This is a genomic window from Marinobacter sp. G5_S1_61_S3, from assembly GCF_054968585.1.
Genome location: NZ_JBQKUK010000005.1, coordinates 111,764 through 131,003, shown reverse-complemented (window position 1 = coordinate 131,003; position 19,240 = coordinate 111,764). Strand labels below are relative to the sequence as shown.

Annotated in this window: 34 protein-coding genes; 16 read left to right on the top strand and 18 right to left on the bottom strand. The window is 55.6% G+C overall.

Annotated features, from left to right (window positions below; translation table 11 throughout):
* Positions 1-24: 24 nt before the first annotated feature.
* The 7 genes from ACTRWH_RS06360 to lysC all read right to left on the bottom strand — a co-directional run bounded on the left by ACTRWH_RS06360 (position 25) and on the right by lysC (position 5,267).
* Positions 25-957 carry a S49 family peptidase gene (locus ACTRWH_RS06360; protein WP_462826129.1) on the bottom strand — a complete coding sequence of 311 codons (933 nt, stop codon included), beginning with the start codon at positions 955-957 and terminating at the stop codon, positions 25-27.
* A complete protein-coding gene (locus ACTRWH_RS06355) occupies positions 945-2,210 on the bottom strand; it encodes a phage portal protein (protein WP_462826128.1) in 1,266 nt (421 codons plus the stop codon). Before ACTRWH_RS06355 ends, ACTRWH_RS06360 begins: the two co-directional genes overlap by 13 nt.
* Complete coding sequence (locus tag ACTRWH_RS06350) at positions 2,210-2,404, bottom strand: hypothetical protein (RefSeq protein ID WP_462826127.1); 195 nt, start codon at positions 2,402-2,404, stop codon at positions 2,210-2,212. The genes ACTRWH_RS06355 and ACTRWH_RS06350 overlap by 1 nt, the downstream gene beginning before the upstream one ends.
* Entirely contained in the window at positions 2,398-4,086 is a 1,689-nt protein-coding gene (locus ACTRWH_RS06345; protein ID WP_462826126.1) for a terminase TerL endonuclease subunit, read from the bottom strand. The genes ACTRWH_RS06350 and ACTRWH_RS06345 overlap by 7 nt, the downstream gene beginning before the upstream one ends.
* A complete protein-coding gene (locus ACTRWH_RS06340) occupies positions 4,086-4,547 on the bottom strand; it encodes a P27 family phage terminase small subunit (RefSeq protein WP_462826125.1) in 462 nt (153 codons plus the stop codon). The genes ACTRWH_RS06345 and ACTRWH_RS06340 overlap by 1 nt, the downstream gene beginning before the upstream one ends.
* Positions 4,548-4,638: 91 nt before the next feature.
* Complete coding sequence (locus tag ACTRWH_RS06335) at positions 4,639-5,022, bottom strand: HNH endonuclease (RefSeq protein WP_462826124.1); 384 nt, start codon at positions 5,020-5,022, stop codon at positions 4,639-4,641.
* Positions 5,022-5,267, bottom strand: a complete 246-nt coding sequence (gene lysC, locus ACTRWH_RS06330; RefSeq protein WP_462826164.1) for an Rz1-like lysis system protein LysC — start codon at positions 5,265-5,267, stop codon at positions 5,022-5,024. Before lysC ends, ACTRWH_RS06335 begins: the two co-directional genes overlap by 1 nt.
* Positions 5,268-5,301: 34 nt before the next feature.
* On the opposite strand from lysC, the gene ACTRWH_RS06325 reads away from it, so the two are divergent.
* Positions 5,302-5,592, top strand: coding sequence for a hypothetical protein (locus ACTRWH_RS06325; RefSeq protein ID WP_462826123.1), 291 nt, complete (start codon positions 5,302-5,304; stop codon positions 5,590-5,592).
* 5 nt (positions 5,593-5,597) lie between these two features.
* Here the strand turns inward: ACTRWH_RS06325 and ACTRWH_RS06320 are convergent, their stop codons facing one another.
* The 7 genes from ACTRWH_RS06320 to ACTRWH_RS06290 form a co-directional block, all read right to left on the bottom strand.
* Complete coding sequence (locus ACTRWH_RS06320) at positions 5,598-5,822, bottom strand: hypothetical protein (RefSeq protein WP_462826122.1); 225 nt, start codon at positions 5,820-5,822, stop codon at positions 5,598-5,600.
* The gene (locus ACTRWH_RS06315; protein ID WP_462826121.1) at positions 5,812-6,078 is read right to left on the bottom strand and encodes a hypothetical protein; all 267 of its coding nucleotides are present in this window, start codon (positions 6,076-6,078) and stop codon (positions 5,812-5,814) included. The genes ACTRWH_RS06320 and ACTRWH_RS06315 overlap by 11 nt, the downstream gene beginning before the upstream one ends.
* An 8-nt stretch (positions 6,079-6,086) precedes the next feature.
* The gene (locus ACTRWH_RS06310) at positions 6,087-6,506 is read right to left on the bottom strand and encodes a glycoside hydrolase family protein (protein ID WP_462826120.1); all 420 of its coding nucleotides are present in this window, start codon (positions 6,504-6,506) and stop codon (positions 6,087-6,089) included.
* Between the two features lie 157 nt (positions 6,507-6,663).
* Positions 6,664-7,002: an antiterminator Q family protein gene (locus tag ACTRWH_RS06305; protein WP_462826119.1), complete on the bottom strand. Its 339-nt coding sequence runs from the start codon at positions 7,000-7,002 to the stop codon at positions 6,664-6,666.
* A complete protein-coding gene (locus tag ACTRWH_RS06300; protein ID WP_462826118.1) occupies positions 6,992-7,354 on the bottom strand; it encodes a hypothetical protein in 363 nt (120 codons plus the stop codon). The genes ACTRWH_RS06305 and ACTRWH_RS06300 overlap by 11 nt, the downstream gene beginning before the upstream one ends.
* Positions 7,355-7,382: 28 nt before the next feature.
* Complete coding sequence (locus ACTRWH_RS06295; RefSeq protein WP_462826117.1) at positions 7,383-8,336, bottom strand: hypothetical protein; 954 nt, start codon at positions 8,334-8,336, stop codon at positions 7,383-7,385.
* Positions 8,337-8,363: 27 nt separating this feature from the next.
* Entirely contained in the window at positions 8,364-8,588 is a 225-nt protein-coding gene (locus ACTRWH_RS06290) for a YdaS family helix-turn-helix protein (protein WP_462826116.1), read from the bottom strand.
* A gap of 112 nt (positions 8,589-8,700) precedes the next feature.
* On the opposite strand from ACTRWH_RS06290, the gene ACTRWH_RS06285 reads away from it, so the two are divergent.
* From ACTRWH_RS06285 to ACTRWH_RS06230, 12 genes are all read left to right on the top strand, one after another.
* Positions 8,701-9,108 (top strand): helix-turn-helix domain-containing protein, encoded by a 408-nt coding sequence (locus ACTRWH_RS06285; RefSeq protein WP_462826114.1) that lies wholly within the window; start codon positions 8,701-8,703, stop codon positions 9,106-9,108.
* A 104-nt stretch (positions 9,109-9,212) separates the two neighbouring features.
* On the top strand, positions 9,213-10,013 hold the full coding sequence (locus ACTRWH_RS06280) for a TIGR04255 family protein (protein ID WP_462826113.1): 801 nt from the start codon (positions 9,213-9,215) through the stop codon (positions 10,011-10,013).
* Complete coding sequence (locus ACTRWH_RS06275; RefSeq protein ID WP_462826111.1) at positions 10,010-10,642, top strand: hypothetical protein; 633 nt, start codon at positions 10,010-10,012, stop codon at positions 10,640-10,642. The genes ACTRWH_RS06280 and ACTRWH_RS06275 overlap by 4 nt, the downstream gene beginning before the upstream one ends.
* Complete coding sequence (locus tag ACTRWH_RS06270) at positions 10,635-10,979, top strand: hypothetical protein (RefSeq protein ID WP_462826110.1); 345 nt, start codon at positions 10,635-10,637, stop codon at positions 10,977-10,979. Before ACTRWH_RS06275 ends, ACTRWH_RS06270 begins: the two co-directional genes overlap by 8 nt.
* A gap of 197 nt (positions 10,980-11,176) precedes the next feature.
* A complete protein-coding gene (locus ACTRWH_RS06265) occupies positions 11,177-11,605 on the top strand; it encodes a LuxR C-terminal-related transcriptional regulator (RefSeq protein WP_462826108.1) in 429 nt (142 codons plus the stop codon).
* Entirely contained in the window at positions 11,602-11,880 is a 279-nt protein-coding gene (locus ACTRWH_RS06260) for a phage antirepressor KilAC domain-containing protein (RefSeq protein WP_462826106.1), read from the top strand. The genes ACTRWH_RS06265 and ACTRWH_RS06260 overlap by 4 nt, the downstream gene beginning before the upstream one ends.
* Positions 11,877-12,140, top strand: coding sequence for a pyocin activator PrtN family protein (locus ACTRWH_RS06255; protein WP_462826104.1), 264 nt, complete (start codon positions 11,877-11,879; stop codon positions 12,138-12,140). The genes ACTRWH_RS06260 and ACTRWH_RS06255 overlap by 4 nt, the downstream gene beginning before the upstream one ends.
* A gap of 27 nt (positions 12,141-12,167) precedes the next feature.
* The gene (locus tag ACTRWH_RS06250) at positions 12,168-12,362 is read left to right on the top strand and encodes a hypothetical protein (protein WP_462826103.1); all 195 of its coding nucleotides are present in this window, start codon (positions 12,168-12,170) and stop codon (positions 12,360-12,362) included.
* 10 nt (positions 12,363-12,372) lie between these two features.
* Positions 12,373-12,756 (top strand): DUF7673 family protein, encoded by a 384-nt coding sequence (locus ACTRWH_RS06245; protein ID WP_462826101.1) that lies wholly within the window; start codon positions 12,373-12,375, stop codon positions 12,754-12,756.
* A gap of 20 nt (positions 12,757-12,776) precedes the next feature.
* Positions 12,777-13,151, top strand: coding sequence for a hypothetical protein (locus ACTRWH_RS06240; protein WP_462826100.1), 375 nt, complete (start codon positions 12,777-12,779; stop codon positions 13,149-13,151).
* Between the two features lie 5 nt (positions 13,152-13,156).
* The gene (locus ACTRWH_RS06235) at positions 13,157-14,002 is read left to right on the top strand and encodes a DUF2303 family protein (RefSeq protein WP_462826098.1); all 846 of its coding nucleotides are present in this window, start codon (positions 13,157-13,159) and stop codon (positions 14,000-14,002) included.
* A 125-nt stretch (positions 14,003-14,127) separates the two neighbouring features.
* Positions 14,128-14,502, top strand: coding sequence for a hypothetical protein (locus ACTRWH_RS06230; protein WP_462826097.1), 375 nt, complete (start codon positions 14,128-14,130; stop codon positions 14,500-14,502).
* 11 nt (positions 14,503-14,513) lie between these two features.
* On the opposite strand, the gene ACTRWH_RS06225 is transcribed toward ACTRWH_RS06230, so the two are convergent.
* Together ACTRWH_RS06225 and ACTRWH_RS06220 are read right to left on the bottom strand one after the other, a co-directional pair.
* Complete coding sequence (locus ACTRWH_RS06225; protein WP_462826096.1) at positions 14,514-14,672, bottom strand: hypothetical protein; 159 nt, start codon at positions 14,670-14,672, stop codon at positions 14,514-14,516.
* Positions 14,673-14,687: 15 nt separating this feature from the next.
* Positions 14,688-15,350 (bottom strand): SOS response-associated peptidase, encoded by a 663-nt coding sequence (locus ACTRWH_RS06220; protein WP_462826094.1) that lies wholly within the window; start codon positions 15,348-15,350, stop codon positions 14,688-14,690.
* Between the two features lie 53 nt (positions 15,351-15,403).
* Here ACTRWH_RS06220 and ACTRWH_RS06215 point away from each other — a divergent pair, with 53 nt between their 5' ends.
* From ACTRWH_RS06215 to ACTRWH_RS06205, 3 genes are all read left to right on the top strand, one after another.
* Positions 15,404-15,613 carry a hypothetical protein gene (locus ACTRWH_RS06215; protein WP_462826092.1) on the top strand — a complete coding sequence of 70 codons (210 nt, stop codon included), beginning with the start codon at positions 15,404-15,406 and terminating at the stop codon, positions 15,611-15,613.
* Complete coding sequence (locus ACTRWH_RS06210; protein ID WP_462826091.1) at positions 15,606-15,896, top strand: hypothetical protein; 291 nt, start codon at positions 15,606-15,608, stop codon at positions 15,894-15,896. Before ACTRWH_RS06215 ends, ACTRWH_RS06210 begins: the two co-directional genes overlap by 8 nt.
* A gap of 360 nt (positions 15,897-16,256) precedes the next feature.
* Complete coding sequence (locus ACTRWH_RS06205) at positions 16,257-17,000, top strand: DUF5131 family protein (protein ID WP_462826090.1); 744 nt, start codon at positions 16,257-16,259, stop codon at positions 16,998-17,000.
* Here ACTRWH_RS06205 and tcmP read toward each other — a convergent pair.
* Positions 16,981-18,093, bottom strand: a complete 1,113-nt coding sequence (gene tcmP, locus ACTRWH_RS06200; protein WP_462826088.1) for a three-Cys-motif partner protein TcmP — start codon at positions 18,091-18,093, stop codon at positions 16,981-16,983. The genes ACTRWH_RS06205 and tcmP overlap by 20 nt on opposite strands.
* 54 nt (positions 18,094-18,147) lie before the next feature.
* The gene (locus ACTRWH_RS06195) at positions 18,148-19,212 is read right to left on the bottom strand and encodes a tyrosine-type recombinase/integrase (RefSeq protein WP_462826087.1); all 1,065 of its coding nucleotides are present in this window, start codon (positions 19,210-19,212) and stop codon (positions 18,148-18,150) included.
* Positions 19,213-19,240 lie beyond the last annotated feature (28 nt).

The following is a 19,240-nucleotide window of genomic DNA, read 5'->3' as shown; positions in this document are numbered from 1 at the left end:
CTGGTTAGCTGCTCCGCCGCCTGGCTAGAGCTGGCATTGCGTACTCAGGGCATGGGCTTGAGCGGAGATCCGCCGGCTACCGCCCTGCTCTGTCTGTCGGTGAGTTGCTGCGATGGCGTTCACGGCATCCTGTGCCGGGGCCACCTCGTCAATCAGCTTGAGCGTTAGCGCTTCTTTGGCTGAGAAAACACGGGCTTCAGTCGCAATCACCGCGTCCAGATCCAGCCCTCGATATTCCGCTATTGAGCTGGTGAACATTTCATATGCGGCGTCCAGGCGCTTGCCGATCTCCAGCGTGGCCTGGTCCGTGATTGGCTCATGGGGTGAAGCATCGTTCTTGTGCCCACCCCGGAAGAAGGTGTTGAACTTGATGCCAGCCGCTTCCTCCGCGCGGCTTACATCGTAGGTCTCGATGATCACACCGATAGAACCCACCATGGCCGTGGGGCTGGCCACAACCCTGGAACAGGCAGCGGCGAGGAAATATCCTGCAGAGCAGGCTGCAAAGTTGATCAGCGCCGTGATCGGCTTTTCTGTGGAGACCATGCGGATGTAGTCCGCCGCCTCTTTGCAGCCCAGGGCGGATCCGCCACCGGTGTGGAAATCCAGAACGATCTCCGCCACCTGGTCGTTACGCCGGGCAGCTTCGATCTGCCCGCGCAGCAGCTCATAAGAAACCAGCTCTTCACAGCTTTCAGTGATCTCCCCCCGGCGCGGTACCAGAATGCCGTGAACCGGAATCACCGCCAGCTGGTTGCCGGTTTGCTGAGCCTGGGTGGTTCGGTGGTCATCATCCACCAGCGCCAGCGGCGCAATCTTTTCAGCGGAATCCATGCCCTTACCGAGAAGGCGGGGCTCCAATACGGATTTCACGGCAGTGACCAGCGCCGGCGTGGCGAACAGCGGCACGCCGAACACCATCGACGCAACGTGCGGGTAATTGATCAGGCGCGACATAGGATGTCCTCAATCTCTTTCATCTGGGATGGCGTAGCATTCAACGCCTGGGCGGAATCGCCCGGATCGGTCATATTCAGCGGGGTCAGGTAACGGCCGCCACCTGGGATCGGCGGCATGTTCTCCATGCGACGAACATCATTGGCAGACAGCCAGCCCCAGTTGCGGCCGATCGCGTAAGCCTCATAACGGGACTTCTGATCACCGCGCAGCAGGCCGCTGACGTTGAATTCGATGTAGAGATCCGAGCGCTCGGAAGGCAGCAGAAGGTCGCGCATCATTGCGGACTCGTGCCGCTTGATCCACGGCAGCAGCGTGTAGATTACGTACTGCAGGCCCATGTGCTCAACATTGTTAAACTTGGCTTCGTCCAGCATCTGAATCATATGCGGTGGCACTTTATACAGCTGGCAAACAGTGACCATTGAGTGTTTTCGGCTTTCCAGCAGCTGAGCCTTCTCGTTATCCATGGCCAACTGCTTGTAGGTCATCCCCTCCTGGAGCATGGCAACGCTAAACATATTGCGAATGCCGCTGTGGCGCTCGGCGAACTTGCTCAGCAATCTATCCAGCTTTCCCTGGTCAGTGATTGGCGAAGCTTCCCGTGGACGCTCGATCACACCAGACATCGTGGTACCGCGAGAGAACACCGCTGATGCGTGCTCTTCTGTGGCGATCGCCAGTCCGATGGCGTCTGCGTTCGTTTCAATTGGTGACACGCCCACGAAGCCATCCAGTGAAAAGCCTTTCACGTGATGGACCATACGCATTGGCAGAATCTCGTTCTGGTCGATCAGGTGGTAATAAGGCATACCATCGTTGCCCTTAAGCACCCTCACCTTCTTATTGCTGATGGGAATTAACTCCCGCACGTAGCCAGCACCATCACGATCAATCAACGCGATGTGATTGCCATCCAACCCCAGTGCGCCCTGAGATTGCTCATAGTATTCAAAGGCGGTGTCTTTGCGGTTTGGCTGAGAGTGAATCACGTCATATAGCGGGTGATCTGTAGCCCGCTCGCGACCGCCATCCGCAGTGCGTCTGTATAATTCGCAGGGCAACTGGGCAACCGACTCAGCCAATAGGGTCACGCATCCACGCAAAGCCGTCAGAGCTAGCGCTGTATCCTTGTTCACCATGGTTCCGGCAGAGCTGGAACGGCCAGTCATGGAGCTGACCCAGTTGCCCCAGTCATTACCAGGCTTGCCGCTGCTGGTGGAGCTGGACTGAAAGAAGTTGGATAGGAACATCAGCCTTCACTCCGCTTTGAACGCGCCTGATCGAATCGGCTTGCCGCCAATGCCCGGGCACTCATGAACGACCACACCAAGCAAAGCACGCCGCCGACGATGTACCCCGCCGGCGGAAACACCAGCCAGGAACCGTAGGCAACCAGCAAGGCACCAGCCAGGCCAACCAGAAACGTTATCGCTGCTATCAACATGTCACATCCGAAGTGTCGTAAATGGATGGCTGTACCTGATCCCCTTCCGAGCGGATCGCCCGGCCCAGGGCCATGATCAGCGCCACAACCGCATCAATCTTGTTTTCCGGAAACTCTTTGCGCGGGTAGATGTTGTCCTTCGCGTCCAGATGCGCCACCACGTTGGACATCATCCAGGTCAACACCGGGTCACCGTTGTGGCGGATCCGCCCTTCCAGCGTCAGCGCTTCCAGCGTTTTCATCGGCTCGCTCATGTTCTGGACGGTCTGCCGGTATTCGATCATCGGCATGCCCTCTTCCAGCATTCGCGTGGCCAGGTACGTGGCCTGCCAGGGATCGAACCCAACGCTCTGGATATCCAGCAGGGTGGCCAGCTCTCGCAGATCGTCCTCAATAAAGGCAAAGTCTGTTGTTGCACCTGGTGTCAGCGTGACCAGTTCCTGCCGGGCCCAACCGGCGTAGTGCTGGTTGCGGCCGTCTTCAGCGGCGTCCTCCGGGATGTAGTACTTGCCGAAAACGGTGAAGCCGCCGTCGTCGTCTTCCACAACAACCATCAGCGCGGCTACGTCGATCTTGCTGGCCAGGTCCAGGCCGATGAACGCCTTGCGCCCGGCGCAGCCTTCCAGCGTCAGTGCCGGATTACCGCAGCGCTCCCAGGCCTGCAGATCCATCCAGGCCGTGTCCGCGTTCACCCACACGTTCAGGTGCTTGGTCAGGAAGTTGTTGGTAGCGCTGGCCATGGTCATGGCTTTCCGCGCCTTCCGCTCGATGTCGTCAGGGTTTACCGACAGCCCCCAGTTCGGGTTTGCCTTCGGCCATACCGCCGGGTCTGACCAGTCGTCGGTTTCATCGATCGTGTAGATGATCCCGAAGTAGCTTTCATCCTGGACGACGTTCTCCAGGATCTTGGTCACGTAGGCCCGCTGCTCATAGCAGATGCCCGCCCTGTTGAAACCGGCGGTCGTAATCATCCAGAGCAATGGCTGCAATCGAGCGCCGGTACCGGTTTCGATTACGTCGAAGATCTCCCGGGTTTTGTGTGCGTGCAGCTCGTCAATCAATCCGCCGTGAACGTTCAGGCCGTCGTGGTTGCCGCCCTGATCCCGGCTCAGTGAGCGGAACACACTGTTGGTGCTGTCTACGTACACCGTGTGGCTGCTGGTCTTCACGCCGAAGCGGGCCTGCAAGCCCGGTGTCCGGTCCACCATCTGTTTGGCGTCCTTCCAGGTAATCTGCGCCTGGTCGCGGGTAGTCGCTGCTGAATAAACCTCAGCACCTGGTTCACCGTCTGCGGTCAGCAGGTACAGGCCCACACCGGAAGTCTCGCTGGACTTCCCGTTCTTCCTGGGGATCTCGCTGTAAGCTGCCTTGAACCGGCGGTAACCCTCGCTGTTGATCCAACCGAAAACCGTGGTCAGCCGGAAGATCTGCCAGGGAGCCAGCTCCAACCGCTGCCGGGTGCGGGCCCATTCACCCTTGACGTGTGGCAGCAGCTCGATGAACTGACACACCCGGTTGGCCAGCTGCGGCTCGAACCAGTACGGAAACTCGGCGGTACCTTCACGCTTCAGATCATTCAGCTGCCGATGACAGGCCAGCTGCACCCATTTACACGCTGGTATCTCTCCTGTCAGAACGGCGTTGGCGTACTCCATGGCAATGGCAACGTAGTCCCGAGCCATCACATGTCCTCAAAGCCGCCGAGATCCAGCTGCCCCTGTGACGTTGCCTTCACCTTGCCAGCGCCGGCGGGCGTCAATCCGAACTCGCTGGAGCTCTTCATTACCTGGTCCCAGAGCTTGTTCCGGATCTGGAAGTACACCGACTGCACCGCGTAGTTCTGCGGCGTGTGATCAATGAAGTCCTCCAGGCGCTTCAGCTTCCTGGTGATCTCTTCAAACTTGCCGCAGGAATCGCAGTGCGCCGCAAACGCCGCCTGGTCCAGAACGGAGATCAGCCCTGCCTTCTCCAGCTGGGGGCCTATCTCATTCCAGTACTTCTTTGCGGAGCGTGGCAGCCACTTCGGGCAATCGGGTAAACCGATCGGCCGTTGTTCGTTGGCGCCGTGGCTGTCCCGATCCGGCCTGAAGTTTCCTTCGAGGACTTTGAGCTGTGCTGGCTTTGGTCTACGTCCTGCTGTCATAAAAAAAGGGATACCCTTTCGGATACCCCCCCTACCTCAATTTTGCCATCGTAAAAAGTCACGGACAGGCAGCGGTCGACAGGTCCGACGCTCAAAAGTCTGGACCCCGCCCTACCCCACGAGCCCGCAGGGATTCCGCCTGGGTTTTCGCTTTGTGACACGGCTTGCAGATAGCTTCCAGGTTCTCATCATCATTCGTTCCGCCTTCCGCTTTCGGAATGATGTGATCCACTGCCTTGGCCGGCATCACCCTGTCATTCCTTATGCAGGGCTGGCACAGGCCTTTATCCCTGCGCATGATCCGCTCGCGTGTTCTCTTCCAGTCACCACCATAACCACGTTCGGTACTCGATCCTCTACGCTCATCCATCCAGCCACTGGCTTGCGCCTGGTGCGCATCACAGTAGCCATTGCGGGCAGTGGTGGTTGCAGGACACGTGTGCTGCCTGCACTGCCTGGGTATCGCTGCCGGCATTACTGGTTCAACTCCTGCAGCTTCTCAGCTTGGTTCTGGTCCCAGCCCCGCACGTCTGCCTTGTCATCATTGCAGGCCTCTACGGTGTCCTTGAGCACTTCCACGTAACTTGGGCAGTAGCTGATCAGGTTAGCTTCCGGCCCGGGTGTCTGGGTTGGCGCCAGGAACTCCGCCGGTACTGGATCCCGAAGGTACACGGTTCGGGTCAAGTACTGTGTCTCTGCGCATGATGTCAAAAACAGCATCAGGCCAAGGCTGATCAACACAGTCTGGAGCATCTTGCATTGCCTCTTTCAGTTCGGCCTGCACTTCGGCCAGTTCGTGTTCGCGCTCCTCCAGGCGTTGCTGGCGCTCCTGGGCTTTCTGTTCTCGCCACTGTATAGAACCCTCCAGGGCCCGGATGGTAGACAGGTTCTCTCGGTTCGCCTGGGCTGCATTGCTCAGCTGCTCAGCCTGGGTAGCCACCTGTGCAAGCAGCTTATCCCGTTCAGCATTGAGCCAAAGGATCAGCACTGTAGTAGCACCGATCAGAAGCACTACAGCCCCCAGGCCCGCAATCTTTACCTTTGAGAGGATCATGGTTTGCTCTTCAGGTATTCCACGGCATTACCGCCGTAGTAGTAGAGAAGGTTCGCACTGAACACGTAACACAACGTCTGAGCCAGCGGCACCATGGCCGCCTGGATGCTTCCCAGCAGCATGGAACCAGTAACCAGGTACAAGCCCATGATGCTCAGATAAGCCATCAGCCTGCGGTGAAACCACCACTGGTTCGGGTTGGGATGCTGGCTATCGGCCATATTCGCTCTCGATAAGCCGGTCCAGCTTGGCGTTCATTGCCCTGAGATCCATCTTTAGCTCATCAAAGTTCTTTTCTGCACGTTCCTGGTCGTTGATCCGTGCCTGCTGGAGCATGTGCACTGATGTCTCCACCAAGGCAATGCGCTCATCCTGCTTCGACTGATCACGCGATATGGACACAGCCAGAATAATCACTGAGACAATCACAGCAATGGGAATGCCCTTATCAACGTGCCAACCTCTACGATCGCTCACCTCATCCCTCATTGCAGGGCCTCACCCCGCCGCATCAGTTCAGAGAGTTCATCCGCGCGACTACCCACCTGCCGGGCCCATTTGCTGTCCATCATCTCAGCAGCTGCCCTGTCCCAATCCTTCTCAGCCAAGGCACCCAACATGCGACTGAAGGTCAGCAGCGTTGGCATGCCCATGTTGAACGCCATATTGGCCAGTACCACCTGCCGGATCGGATCCAGGCTGAGGTACAGGGGCATCCGCTCCAGCTCTTCCTCAACCAGGTCAATGTCGTTATCCAGCATGAAACCAGCTTCATCCTCACTGATCCCACGGTCATCCAGGTTGCGGCCATAGCCGATTGTGGTCTTGCCCACCGTGTCCTGATACGGCTTCAACCGAAGGCCTTCATGGCGCTCCAGCTGCTCCAGGAGAAGCTGTCTGTTCATAAAATCCACCCATAAAAAAACCCGGCGCCAGGGCCGGGTTGAAAGAGTAGTAACGTCAGGGTTTGCTGCGCTTCGACTTCCTCAGATGCACTTCCTGCACCTTACGGGAAAGAGAGTAGTTTTCTGCATGCAGGATGTCAACAATACTAATCGTCTATTAGTTTTGCGCAACATGGAGAACAGCATCCACCCATGCTTCAGCAGCACCCAGCAAGTAGCGGCAACGCTCACGGCTACCAAGGCCTGAATGCTTTGCAATCTTGGTCAGGCTCAGCTGGCTGAGGTACGCCATCACCAGAACTCGGCCCATCTCCGGATCACGATTTTTCAGCCTGGCAACGGCGCTATCCACCTGCAGGGCCGCATCGTCCGAACACATGGGCAATGACACGGTACCTCCAACACCCAGGTCCACGGCCTTGCAGCCAAGGGCAACACCACCAGCCCGCACCCAATGGCCCCAGGCGTCCAGCCGTTGCTGAGTATCAACCAGCATGGCCACCTCCCAGCACGGACCAGACGGCCGCCATACCTTTCCTGCCTGTCGATTTCCTGGCCTGCTTTGTTGCCTCACCTTCTGGAAGCGCCCTCGGAAACACTCGCTGGGCAGCGCCACTGGCGTCCTTGGCCAGGCCCAGTATTCGCCCAACATCCGGCCAGTAGAAATCCCCATCACCGGCCATCAGCTTTCCCTTGGCACGCTCCAGAGCCTTCTCGATCTGCGGCCAGGACAATTCATCAATCTGCTTTGCCCACTCCCTACGGGCCAGCCTCAGTGTTTTTTCATCCGACCACTGGATGCTGAAGCGATTGCCATAAATCAACTGCAAGCGGCTGAAGAACAGCACCGTTTTCTGCTTTTGCTCCGTGCTGAAATTACCATCGCTCGAGGGCGTAGTCGGGGTCTGAGAGTTGCCTGCGGACTTCATCCTGCTCGTCACGTCTTGAACGACGCTCTGGATCTGGCGGGCTTGCGGCATGGATACCTCGCTGTTGTCGGTTCTGGATGTCCTGAGAAAGTCTTTGTTGTTCGGTGGCATAGCTTTCCACAAAGGGCCTGTACCACTCCGGACCATCCGGAGTGCGGCCAAGGCTGGCTTCTGCACTGGCCATGATCTGGCGCATATCCCCAATGCTGAGCCCCAACTGGGTCCAGTACTGGTAGGTAACGATCAGTTTTGGCTTGGAAACACGATGGAAAGCCCAGTGGCGCTCACGGCCGAGGAAGCTCCCCCATTCGGTGGGTTTTTGCGGCTTGAAGTCATCGGGCCAGGTTTCATTGTCGCGCCCGCCCGCGTCAGTAGAGTTAAGTACAGTAGAGTTAAACAGATGTGTGTTGTTCCTAGTGTCGCTCCCTGTGTTGCTCCCTGTGTCGTTCCTTGCCGGTTCGTCACCTATTATTTCCCGTGATTTCGGTAGCTTAACCACTTTCCCGCTATGCAGTTCCTTGTGTTGCTCCCTGTGCTGCTCCTTGTGTTGTTCCTTTTCTGGACGGATTAATCCCGTGTCAGCCAGCGGCAGTTTAAAAACAAGCCCCGCGCTGCGGTTTGAGGCATGGTTCACCACCAGCCCGGCCCGCTGCAGCTCTGCCACACGCGCCCTGACACGACCAAGGCTGGGCATATCGTCACGGCAACGGCGGCTGCCCCAGTCCGGATCCACCGCGATCAGCTCCGACAACGCCTTATAGGAAACCTTCCGCCTGGGTCCACCCGCGATACCGGACGAATAATCCATGTACCGCCGAAAGCCACGGAGATAGATGATCTGCGCCTCAGGCGTCAGCCCCTGCAGCGCAGCATCCTCAGCATCATTCCACTGGGATCGCATCAATACTGCTCCTGTCCGAGTGGCGAGTTACGCTACAGACTTCTGAGACATAGACTCAGGACACTTTCCAAAGATATCTGGACGCATGGAGTATCGGTCTATGTCACCACCTTTGGCCTTCACAGCCTCTTCGAGGATCAAAACGTGATGAGCGGGAATGCGGGTCCAATTGTGAAGAGTTGGTGGCCTGACGCTGCAGATTCGCGCGACCTCCTTTTTACTTCCCAAACAGTCTACGAGCTTATCAAGCATGCAATTAGTCATACGCTACCTCCGAATTAGCCTAAATAGAGTAGCGTCACACTAATTGCTGATCAAGTTTAATTGCTTACTCTCTGATTAGTTAAAGGCTAACATGCGATTCATGAAAGAGATCGACTTCAACGCGAGAGCGGCCAGAATCCGAGAGGCCATTGAAAATGGCCCACTTGCTATGAGTGAAATAGCAGACACTCTGGGAGTTGCGCGCACCTCAGTCCTGAACTGGAAGCGTAAGGGCAACATCAACCTGGACAATCTCAAAGGCTTTGCTCAGTTGACAGGCTACCGGTTCTGGTGGCTTGCTTTCGGCGAGGGGCCTAAAACCTATGGCGATGACGAAGAAAACCAGCCTCGAACCCCAATGGCTGAAATAGCTAAGGCGTCACCCGAACACGCCAGGTTCATCCAGTGCGTATCTCACATGACAGCCGCCAAGGTCTTCACACCGGCGCTGGCCGATTCTTTCACGCAGATGCTGAACGCGGTCGCCACCGCAAAAAAGGCGGAATGAGAGATAATTACGTATAAATAACAAAAAATACTCTACACTGACTGACATAGACCAGCTTAGTGATTACACTGCCGAATCGAAAATAATTGAACGGAAGGAGTTCCATGGATAACGTTCACTTCGATCGAAAAGCCAGTCATTCCCTCTCGATCGTGGCCGTTGCATTGGTTTTCAGCGAGGAGCTTGGCAAGGATCAGCTTAAGCGACTGCAAAACCTCAACGAGGAAATGCAGGACCTTTTCCCCAAAGCTCACAAAAAAGAGTCCTTTAATTTCAGTATCAATGACAGTGCTCCCCCGACTGCAGCACCAAAGTTCGCTGGATGGACACTTGAGATACCTCGCTCGGAGGAACCGAACCTCCTAGACTGGCAGCTTGATATAGAGCCAACAAAGTGTGGTATTAGAACGCTTTCCTATACTGGCTGGAGCGACTTTATCGAAAACGCTCTGCATTATCTGTCAACGCTTTTTGAGCGGGCGGACATTCAGACCGTTTCTTTTGATGAATTAGGTGTTCAGTTTGTAGACAGGTTTCACTGGAATTTATCCAATGAAGAATACGACCTAGCAAAATTCTTCAAGCCAGACAGCGACTTATTTTCAGAAAGCATTAGAAGACGAAATGCTCCGCTTTGGCACTTATTCCAGGGGTGGAAAGAACACACGGATGGCCGGGAATACATAGAGAATGTAAATCTGTCCACTAACCATCCACCCGAAACTACGCATCGAACTGAAATTGTTCACATAATTCGTTGCATTAAAGGGCGTGAGGGCGAAGGCGACCAGTTTGATACTGGTATAATTCGAGAACTATGCGGCCATGCCCATGATCTGAATAAGAAACTATTGAACGACATCCTGTCTGAACAGGCCATTGAGCGTATTGGACTAAACAAATGACTATGACCGAAGGTGTCACATTTGATCAGGCGTTCTCAGCAACTGCATTCACTGGGAAGCAGGTTTTTTCATTTGCGGATGATTACGAAAACCCTTATATCTCAGGCCGGAAAGTATCTGCTGGTTCAATCGTTAGTAGCGAGCCCGAACACCATGAGCTCGAACTTGCCCTCGCATTGACTGAACGCTCGTCTACTTTGCTTCAGCATTCCTCAATGTACCAGCTCATCGGCGGCTTTTTGAAGGAAGCCGAGACTTTTGCTTTTCCTGAACAGAGTAACGGAAATAGCCCAAGGGACGCGGTAGCCAGAATTGGAAATTACCTCAATATCGAGAACCCTGATGAGCTCGCGATATTTTTCGCTCGCAACGGTGACATCACTACTTTAGTAGAACGTGCGGCTAGAAAAGCCATCTGCCACCCGAAGTTTTCTAGTGGAGAAGTCTGCGTTTTTTCCGAACCAGGCGATAAAGACTACTCTGTCTATATCAATGCAGAGTTTTCATTTGACGACTATGATCTCGCTTATCAGTTGGAATGCTCCATTTTCGATGACGTCATAAAGCCTCAGTTTAAATTGGTCGATTACAGAATCTTTCTTTCATTCGATACGGACAGCAATGATTGATCCTGAAAACCTATTTGATGTCGGGGATACACTATTCCAAGGAGACCCCGACGAGCCTCACCGACGCTCAGCTATTAGCCGTTACTACTACGGCTGCCACCTGCTAGCGGCAAAAGTGGTTGGCATGGAAGGTGACGACAGAGGCGGCGGAACTCATAGGGCTGTAATCAAATCTCTTGCAGATCGCGGCGCAGAAAAGCTTGCAACTGATCTGGACGACCTTTGCAAGCAGCGAAACCTCTGTGATTACAAACTGCACAAACCATTTCCTAGCAAGCAAGCTCGAAAATTGAAGAAAAAAGCTGAAGAAGCCCGGAAACAAATCGAGCAACTATAAAGCTACCATTGAAAACTGATTAAAGCCCCGCAGGCCAACGCCTCCGGGGCTTTTTTTGTGCCTGAATGGTCGGCCACCCTTCCTCCAATAGCTCCGAAATAAGCCAAAAATAACAAAGAATGTTGTTAGTTTTACTTGACTAGCAAATTAGCCTTGCGCTACCTTTCACGAAACTAAAGCTAATCAGTGATATGCGCATGACTAACAGCACAGGCACAGAATTCGAAATCCACGACCCAGACAACACCCTGACCCCACGTCAGCGTGAAGTACTGGTCTGGGTAGTCGAAGGCAAGGAAAACGAAGCGATCGGCACACTGCTGTCCATCACGCTGGGCACGGTGAAGTTCCACATGATCAGCCTGCTGCGCCAGTTCAACGCCCCGAACCGTCAACTCCTGATCAGCCGCGCGTTTAAAGCCGGGCTGGTTAAAGCCAGGCAACTAGCCATCGGCCTGTTAATCGGCGCCAGCGCCCTGCCCGGTACCGGCGATCAGCCAATGGTTCTGCGCACGCCACGGGTAGCCCGGGTGCGCACCGTCAACCGTCGGGATGCCGACGACTACCCCATCGTTATGCCAACACACCTGAACCATCTGCATTGGGCAGAGAGGGAGGCCGCATGATTCCTGAATACATCACACTCGCCGAAGCCGCCAAAACGCTGAACCTTGGCCCGCGCAAGATGATCCGCACGCTGAAAGGCCGGGGCATTCTGGACAATCAGCGCCTGCCGAACTGGCGCTACACCAAGCGCGGGCTGTTCAAGGTGGAAACCAAGTCATTCAACCACCCGGTACGCGGTCTGCAACACAGCGCCAAAACCCTGGTCAGCCCCGCCGGTTTGGAATTCCTGCGCAAAGAACTCGCAGAGCAAATCGATATGCAGGAGGCATCGTGAACCAGATTTCCACCTTCTTTGCCCTGATGGCCGAGTTCGGTACCGCCGAGATTCCGCTGGAATCCATCTCCGACAAGTTCTTCGGCCTGAACCCGAAGATGGCCAAGAACCGAGCCGCCAAAGCGCAGCTACCAATCGCGGCCTACCGCGCCGGCACTCAGAAAAGCCAGTGGCTGGTCAGTGCCCAGGACCTGGCGGACTACATCGATGATCAGCGCGCCAAAGCCCGCAAAGAGTGGGACCAGGTAAACGCTGCCTGACCAACCAGCCCGGAAGAGGAATCACCTGTGAATCTTGACCTACCTGAAAACACCCGCGTCATCGACCTGATCCGCTTCGCCAATGCCCAAGGCAAACGCCTGGTGTGGAAGCGGGAAGGATTCCGGTACCGCCCGAAACTGGAGCAAGCCGCCAATGATCAGCCATGCACTGTTACTCGCCTTCGCCCTCGCCTGCGTTTGGTGGACAGCCAGAAACCATAAGGACCACATCATGATCACGCTTCACGCATCCGCCAACGACATCGAGCGGGCTCTGCATGAACTGCAGCACCTGGCCGCCAACGGCGAAGGCAGCGACGCCCGGCACACCGGTGAATTCCTGCTGGCGCTCTACGCCGGCGACGAGAACCCGCTGAACCTGCAGGACTTCGCCAACCTGTGCCCCACGCGCATGCACCAGGCGCTGCAGCTGCTCGCCTTCCTGATGACCACCGGTACCAGCCTGGACAGGTTCATCAGTGAGGAAGCGATCGACCAGGTGAAAGACAACCTGAGCGCAATTCGGTGTGAAGGGTTTGTTCCCACGCCCGTTCGCAGCATCACGCGGCCGGAACCACCCGCACCACCCAAAGCGCGGCTATCCAGCCAGCCATAAGAAACCAACGGAGAGTAGCAATGAGCGCACCTGCACCAAGCCACAGAGACACCAACGTTAACCAGTTCCTGGAAGACCTGGACGGTGGCGTGTTCATCCAGAAACTGGCCCGCGCCATCAGCGAGGTAGCCGGCGGCGTTGTCGACAACAACGACAAAGGCAGCATCGATATCAAGCTGAACATAAAGCGCATCGGCCAAAGCTACCAGGTGAACATCGGCCACACCCTGAAGTACACCGTGCCCACCCTGCGCGGCAAGATCTCCGAGGAAGACACCACGGAAACACCCATGCACGTCAACACCGGCGGGATGGTGAGCATATTCCCGGAGAACCAGAACCAGCTGTTCACCCGCACCGGTGAGCCTGAAACCAGCCCGAAAACTGAGGACTAAGCACCATGGATAAGCAAGCACTGGAATACGCCATCGGCCACCTGACCGCTGGTACCGCCGCTGAAAGAGTATTGGAGCACACCGCCGACACGGCTATCGCATTGCCGCTGAGCGTGAAGGTGGAAGACCTGGAACCGTATCTGCCCTTGCGCCGGCGCTTTCGGGGCGCAATGCGAACCAGCCAGATCGAGGAGTTCGCGGAGTACTCCAACCTGGCAGCGGGTGAGGTTCACAGCAGCGAAGAGTACGAGGCGGACGGCGCTGCGTGTTTTGTGGATCCGGACAACATGACCGCCAGAACGTTCTTCAACCTCGGCACGCTTCATGAGCCCGGCCACGGCGACCACACGGCCAACCTCACCCTGCCGAAAACCGCCGCTTTCGAAGAGCTGCTGAGCAAGAACGGTAAAGCGATGGATCAAAAGGAGCTCGCCGAATGGCTGGAAGACTGGTCTCCCCAGCTGAAAGTCACTGCCGAGAACGGCGAACCGCTGAGCCTACCCGGCGCCGTAGCTGCTGTACGCCGGATCACGATCAGCGCCAACTCAGAGAGCACCAACGAGGAACGCACCTTCGGCGGCCGCCGTAGCGCCATGAGCGAAGTGGAAGCCCAGAACAAAGACACACTGCCCGCGTTCATCGAGTACACCTGCGAGCCCTACCACGGCCTGGACGAGCGCACTTTCCGCCTGCGGGTGAGCCTGATCACCGGTGAGACACCCCGCCTGATCATGCGCATTGTTCGCCTGGAGCACCACCAGGAAGAAATGGCCAAGGAATTCCGCGAGCACCTGGTTCACGCCCTGGACGGCGACCTGGTGCAGACCTTCGTTGGAAGCTTCCAACCGTAACCGATCGCCCCTGCGGGGGCGCATCTGAGAGGGCTTTCGTAGTGAGAGCCCTGCCGGATGCACCACTCAGGCAAATAGCCGGCTACCACTGATCAACACCAACCAGAAAAACACAGGTGAAAATCATGTCAGTACCCACCATGACCACAGAGCAGATTGTCGACAACCTCCGGGAGCGTGCTTTAAAGGTTTGCCAACTCTCTCTAGAGATCACGACACGCGGGCTCGCACAGGCATTCGCTGAAGTTCACGGCCACACGAATCACGTGTCCGCCGTTATTAGGCCAGTAGACGCCATCATCCCTGAGGATGAATCCCCACGCCCTGAAATTGCCTTCCTTCGGCTTCGACTTTACGAGTACGACTTCCTGGATCAGGAACAAAAAGAGGAAGACTTTCTCGAACAGGTGACCGACGCTGACCGGTACATTGCCTATCTGGAGCAGCTTCTGGCGCAGGGGAAGGCCATTACATTGGCAGCGATTCGGGGTGCGGCATGATCACCACCCGCCTAAACGACCTGGTCCGCGCCCACCAGCAGGCCCGCACCCTCGTCGGCAAAGCCAACCAGGGAAAGGCACTCCACGGGCCAGCGTTTCGCATGTGCCACAAGATCCGCCGGGCCATACGGGAAGAAATCAAACGTGTGCACACCCTGCTGATATGGCACCGGCTCGCCCGCTTGTTAGTCAGCCGGGATAACCTCAGCCGCCCCAACCGGCTCCAGGTCCTTCGGGCTCCGCACTGGCTGACAAACCAACGCCGCCGGAATGTGGCTGCGCATCAGCCCCTGGAACGCATCCACATTATGAAAGTGCGGATCCAGCCACGCATCGAAATCCGCCGGCCGCAGCATCAGCGGAATACTCTTATCGTGGATATGAGCAAAGCGCTCATGGGGCGGCAGGGTGATCGTCGTAAAGGACAGCAGCTCATCGTCTCCGTTCCGGTACCGCTGCCACAGGCCCGCCATCGCAATGGCTTCGCCCTCCGGGTGAATGTTGTAGACCTGCCCATCGCGCCATTCGTGAAACGCCGACATAGGCACGATACAGCGCTGCTTCGGATACACGCGCTTCCACAGCGGGCTGCTCGTCAGCCGATCAGAGCGAGCGTTGAATGTCTTGAACTTGGGATTGGGCCGGTACCCGGGGCCAGAAGGGTGAGGCTCGATCAAAAGGGACCAGACCCCCTCCAACAACTGCCGGCCGCCGCCGTCGTCCAGCACGAACTCCGCAGTGCTTCCCGGTGCAACGTTCGACCTCGGACGTGGATAGAGCGGCATACCCAGCCCCTCCATCAAGCCTTGCACCAGGGGATCATCCGTCACGTTAAAACGACCACACATAACCTACTCCAACCTATTCACCCAGTGAGTATAGCGCCTCAAGGAGCGACCTTATGAAAGCCAGCCAGATCCGCCATACCCTGCAGGCCATTGACCTGCTGGAGCCTGCCATGGAGCTGAAACAGATGGACCTGGAGGAGCAGGCCGAAGTGCTGGAGTTGCTGGAACAGCAGGGGAAATCTATCGAAACGGTGAACCTGCGGCAGTTGAGTGTGGTTATCAAGTACCACAGCAAGCTGAAGGCAATGCAGAGCAATGCCTGAATTAAAAGGTGGCTTCCGCGCCAGAAACGCTGCCATGCTCTGCCAGGATGAAACTTTTCGCCTTTACCTGGACAGGCGCAGGGCAGCGAAATTCCAGTTGGACATCCCAGACGGCACCCACACGGTCGATGATGCCCGGGATTTCATTCTGCAGGCCTGTGGCATCCAGTCACGCGCCGAGCTGGATCATAACCAGGATGCCGCTATTACCTACCGGCAGATCATGTATCACTATCGCCGTTGGCAGCACCGGCAGAGCCGGCGAGGTCTCGGATCTCCATGAAGAGCCCCTCGCACACCTCTGCTACTCGATTTGAAGCGACACCCGTGGCCAGGACTCTCTGCAACATCCCGCCACTGGTCGCAATATCAGCAATGACAACCAGGGTATCTTCACAGGCGGAAACATCGTTGAGCTTTTCATCCGTTTTCATCTCGTTACTCCATTGAGAATTGATAGAAATGTGGCCACGCTTTCGACGCTATAACGAGTCGTCAAAGATGCAAGTGCAAAAACAGGCTTTAGTTACAATTCTTTACATTTTCCAAACCGGCATAAGCCGCCTAAAATTCGGAACAACATTGAATTTTGGCCAAACTAATACCAAAATTACTGTATATCCATACAGCAAGGATTTCTACCATGGCGACGCAAACAGGAATTGAGTGGACAGAACAAACATGGAACCCGATAACGGGCTGCACAAAGGTTTCGCCTGGCTGTAAACACTGCTATGCCGAAACCATGGCAAAAAGGCTTCAAGCCATGGGCGCCAATGGCTATGAGAACGGCTTCGCGCTCTCGCTACACCCGGAGAGGCTGGGACAACCGCTGCAGCGAAAGAAGCCAACGACCTATTTCGTTAACTCTATGAGTGACCTTTTCCACGAAGATGTCCCTGCTTCATACATCGACGCGGTGATGAACGTGATAGACCGTTGCCCACAGCATATTTTCCAGATTCTCACAAAGCGTGCTGAGCGCATGGTCGAGTACTCCAGAGGAAAGAAGATTCCCGCGAATGCCTGGATGGGAGTCTCCGTAGAAGATAAAAAATACGGCCTTCCAAGGATCGACTTACTCAGAGAAGTACCGGCAGAAACGCGCTTTCTCTCTGTCGAGCCACTGCTTGAAGAGTTAGGGAAGATTGATCTGAGTGGCATTCACTGGGTGATTGTTGGCGGCGAATCTGGAGCAAAGGCCAGGCCGATGAAGGCCGAATGGGCCCTCAACGTAAAAGATCAATGCCTCTCAGCTGGAGTACCGTTTTTCTTTAAACAATGGGGAAATTGGGGAGCCGACGGCGTTCGCCGCTCCAAGAAGAAGAACGGCCGCGAGTTGTCCGGCCGCAATTGGGACATGATTCCTACGGTGCAGTTAGGATAAACCGCCGAGGTTCTTTGCAGCAGGCGTCGCTCAGGCGAACACCGCCGCCATCGATCTCAAGCACACCCTCCTTGCGAAGCTGGTCGACAACTGGCTTCGCATGTTTCACCGGAAGAAAACCTGCGTAGATTGAAAATTCATGAACGGCCTTATCGCTACCTAAGCGGCCAGAAATAATGGCCTCTTTGAGCTCTTCCTGGAACATCTCCACTTTTTTTGGCCGCCTATCATCGCCAAGCATATCCATCTGATGGGTGTCATCAATCAACCGATCATCATCGATATCGAAGTCAGCCTCCCCTCGATCGCTGTCGATCTTCCACGCGACATTCAGAAACTTACGCATCCCAGCGATATGACTGGTACCGAAGATAATGCCGTGAACGTTGGGGCCCTTTTTCAGGGAAAATGGAGCCAGGTGATACTGATGCCCTGCTGGCACCAGGGACTGATAGTAGTCTTTAACCTTTCGGTGAATGTGCTCAGCTTTCGCGTCTTTAAGATGCTCACCGATACCCTCGTGATATTTCTTAATGTTGTCATGGTCCGCGAAACGATTAAGAGTCCAGGAGGTTATGAAGAAGATCAGATCGGTAGCCTTTAGAGCCACCAGCTTTCGGAAGATATCCGGCGTGATGAACTTAACACCAAATTGATCAGCAAATATTAGTGCAGGAACCTTTCCGAGCCTGCCCCGATTGGCATTCAGAGCATCACGGAAATCCATTTGATGTATCTCGATCGACGTGTTGGCTGGCCACTCCGCCTTGTTCGAAAACAACGCCTTTAAAGAAGCCACTCGCTTCTCGTCGATATCACTAAGCCACAACCTCACCTTTTGACCGGTAACTGAAAGCCTTTCCGCAAACTTCCCGATCACCTCATAAGCGACCATCGGACTTCCTGGTACACCATCGCTATCCACACCAGGGCCTGCAAAGAAGTCGTAAATATCTATCTCTTTTGGGGCTCGCTCTCTAACCGAAGAAGCAATCCAGACACCCAAGAACTCGAATAGATAGCTCTCATACAGACCTAGCTTGATACTCGTCTTATCGTCGAATCCACGATCGAAAAAATTATTATTTGCCACAACTTACCTTCCCTGATGAATTTCTTGTTATATCTATAGCACACTAAGATTGTCTCAACGAGGCCGCCAAGACCACCCTTCGTACTTATCATGCGGCTCATGCTGGCTCAGGTGCGTGTATCTCTGAAGGGAGGACCAGGTGGTGTGCCCACTCACCCCAGCTACACGAGGAATATCCCAGCCACGCTCAAACAGCCAGCTGATGCACTCGTGCCGAAGGTCATGGAAGTGCAGGTCAGAAATGCCGAGGAGCTTGCACCACTCGGTGAAACGGGCGCTGATGGATTTGGAGTTGAAGGGAAAAATCCGGTCATCAATCTCCGGCTGCTGATGGATGATGGACCAGGCCTCGTCGGTGAGATAGACACGCCGGTTGTTTCCAATCTTCTGGCTGGGGTGCTTCATATCAGGAACGATCACGCTCTGAGTCCGCTCATCCAGATCAGCCCATCGGATTCGCGTGATCTCCTCCTGACGGCGAGCTGAGAATAGAGCAAATAGAATGACATCACCGGTGCGAACGGTACGCCTGGACTCCGTGCTCTTTCCGTACTCGAGTATTTTCTCCAGCTCACCAAGCGTAGGCCTTCGATCCCGTTTGCCGGGCTTTGCCACCAGGCGCTCCCGCCGGCAGGTTTCAGCCGCGTCATTCAGCGCGTCCAGTGCCACAGGTATACCCCATGCACTCCGGGCAGTCTTGAACACCCCCCGCAGCCAGATCAGATCGTTGGCGGCAGTCTGGGGCTTGACGGTTTTCACCCGTTCCGCAATGTGCGAAACGAAATCCTGACTGCGGATCTCCATCGCATCCAGCTGCGCCAGATCATAAGTCTGGAGTCGTTCCATATCCATGGCCTTGCTACGCCCAAAACCCGCGCCAAACTCATTCTGGTACCGAACGATCAGATCGCCGATCGTGACGCCACGATGCCGAACCTTATCGATGGCGCCGGGCTCCTGGAGCTCCAACTCGCGGCGGGTTGCCCAATCCTTCGCCAAAGCCTTACGGTCAAAGGTGCGGCTTTCACGATATACTATCTGTCCTTTACGCTTGAGGCGGATCGCTGCCCGGTAAGATTTGGTACCATCGGCACGGGTTCTGGTTGTAATGGTAGGCACGGTGCTCCACGCTCCCTGTATGCGGTGC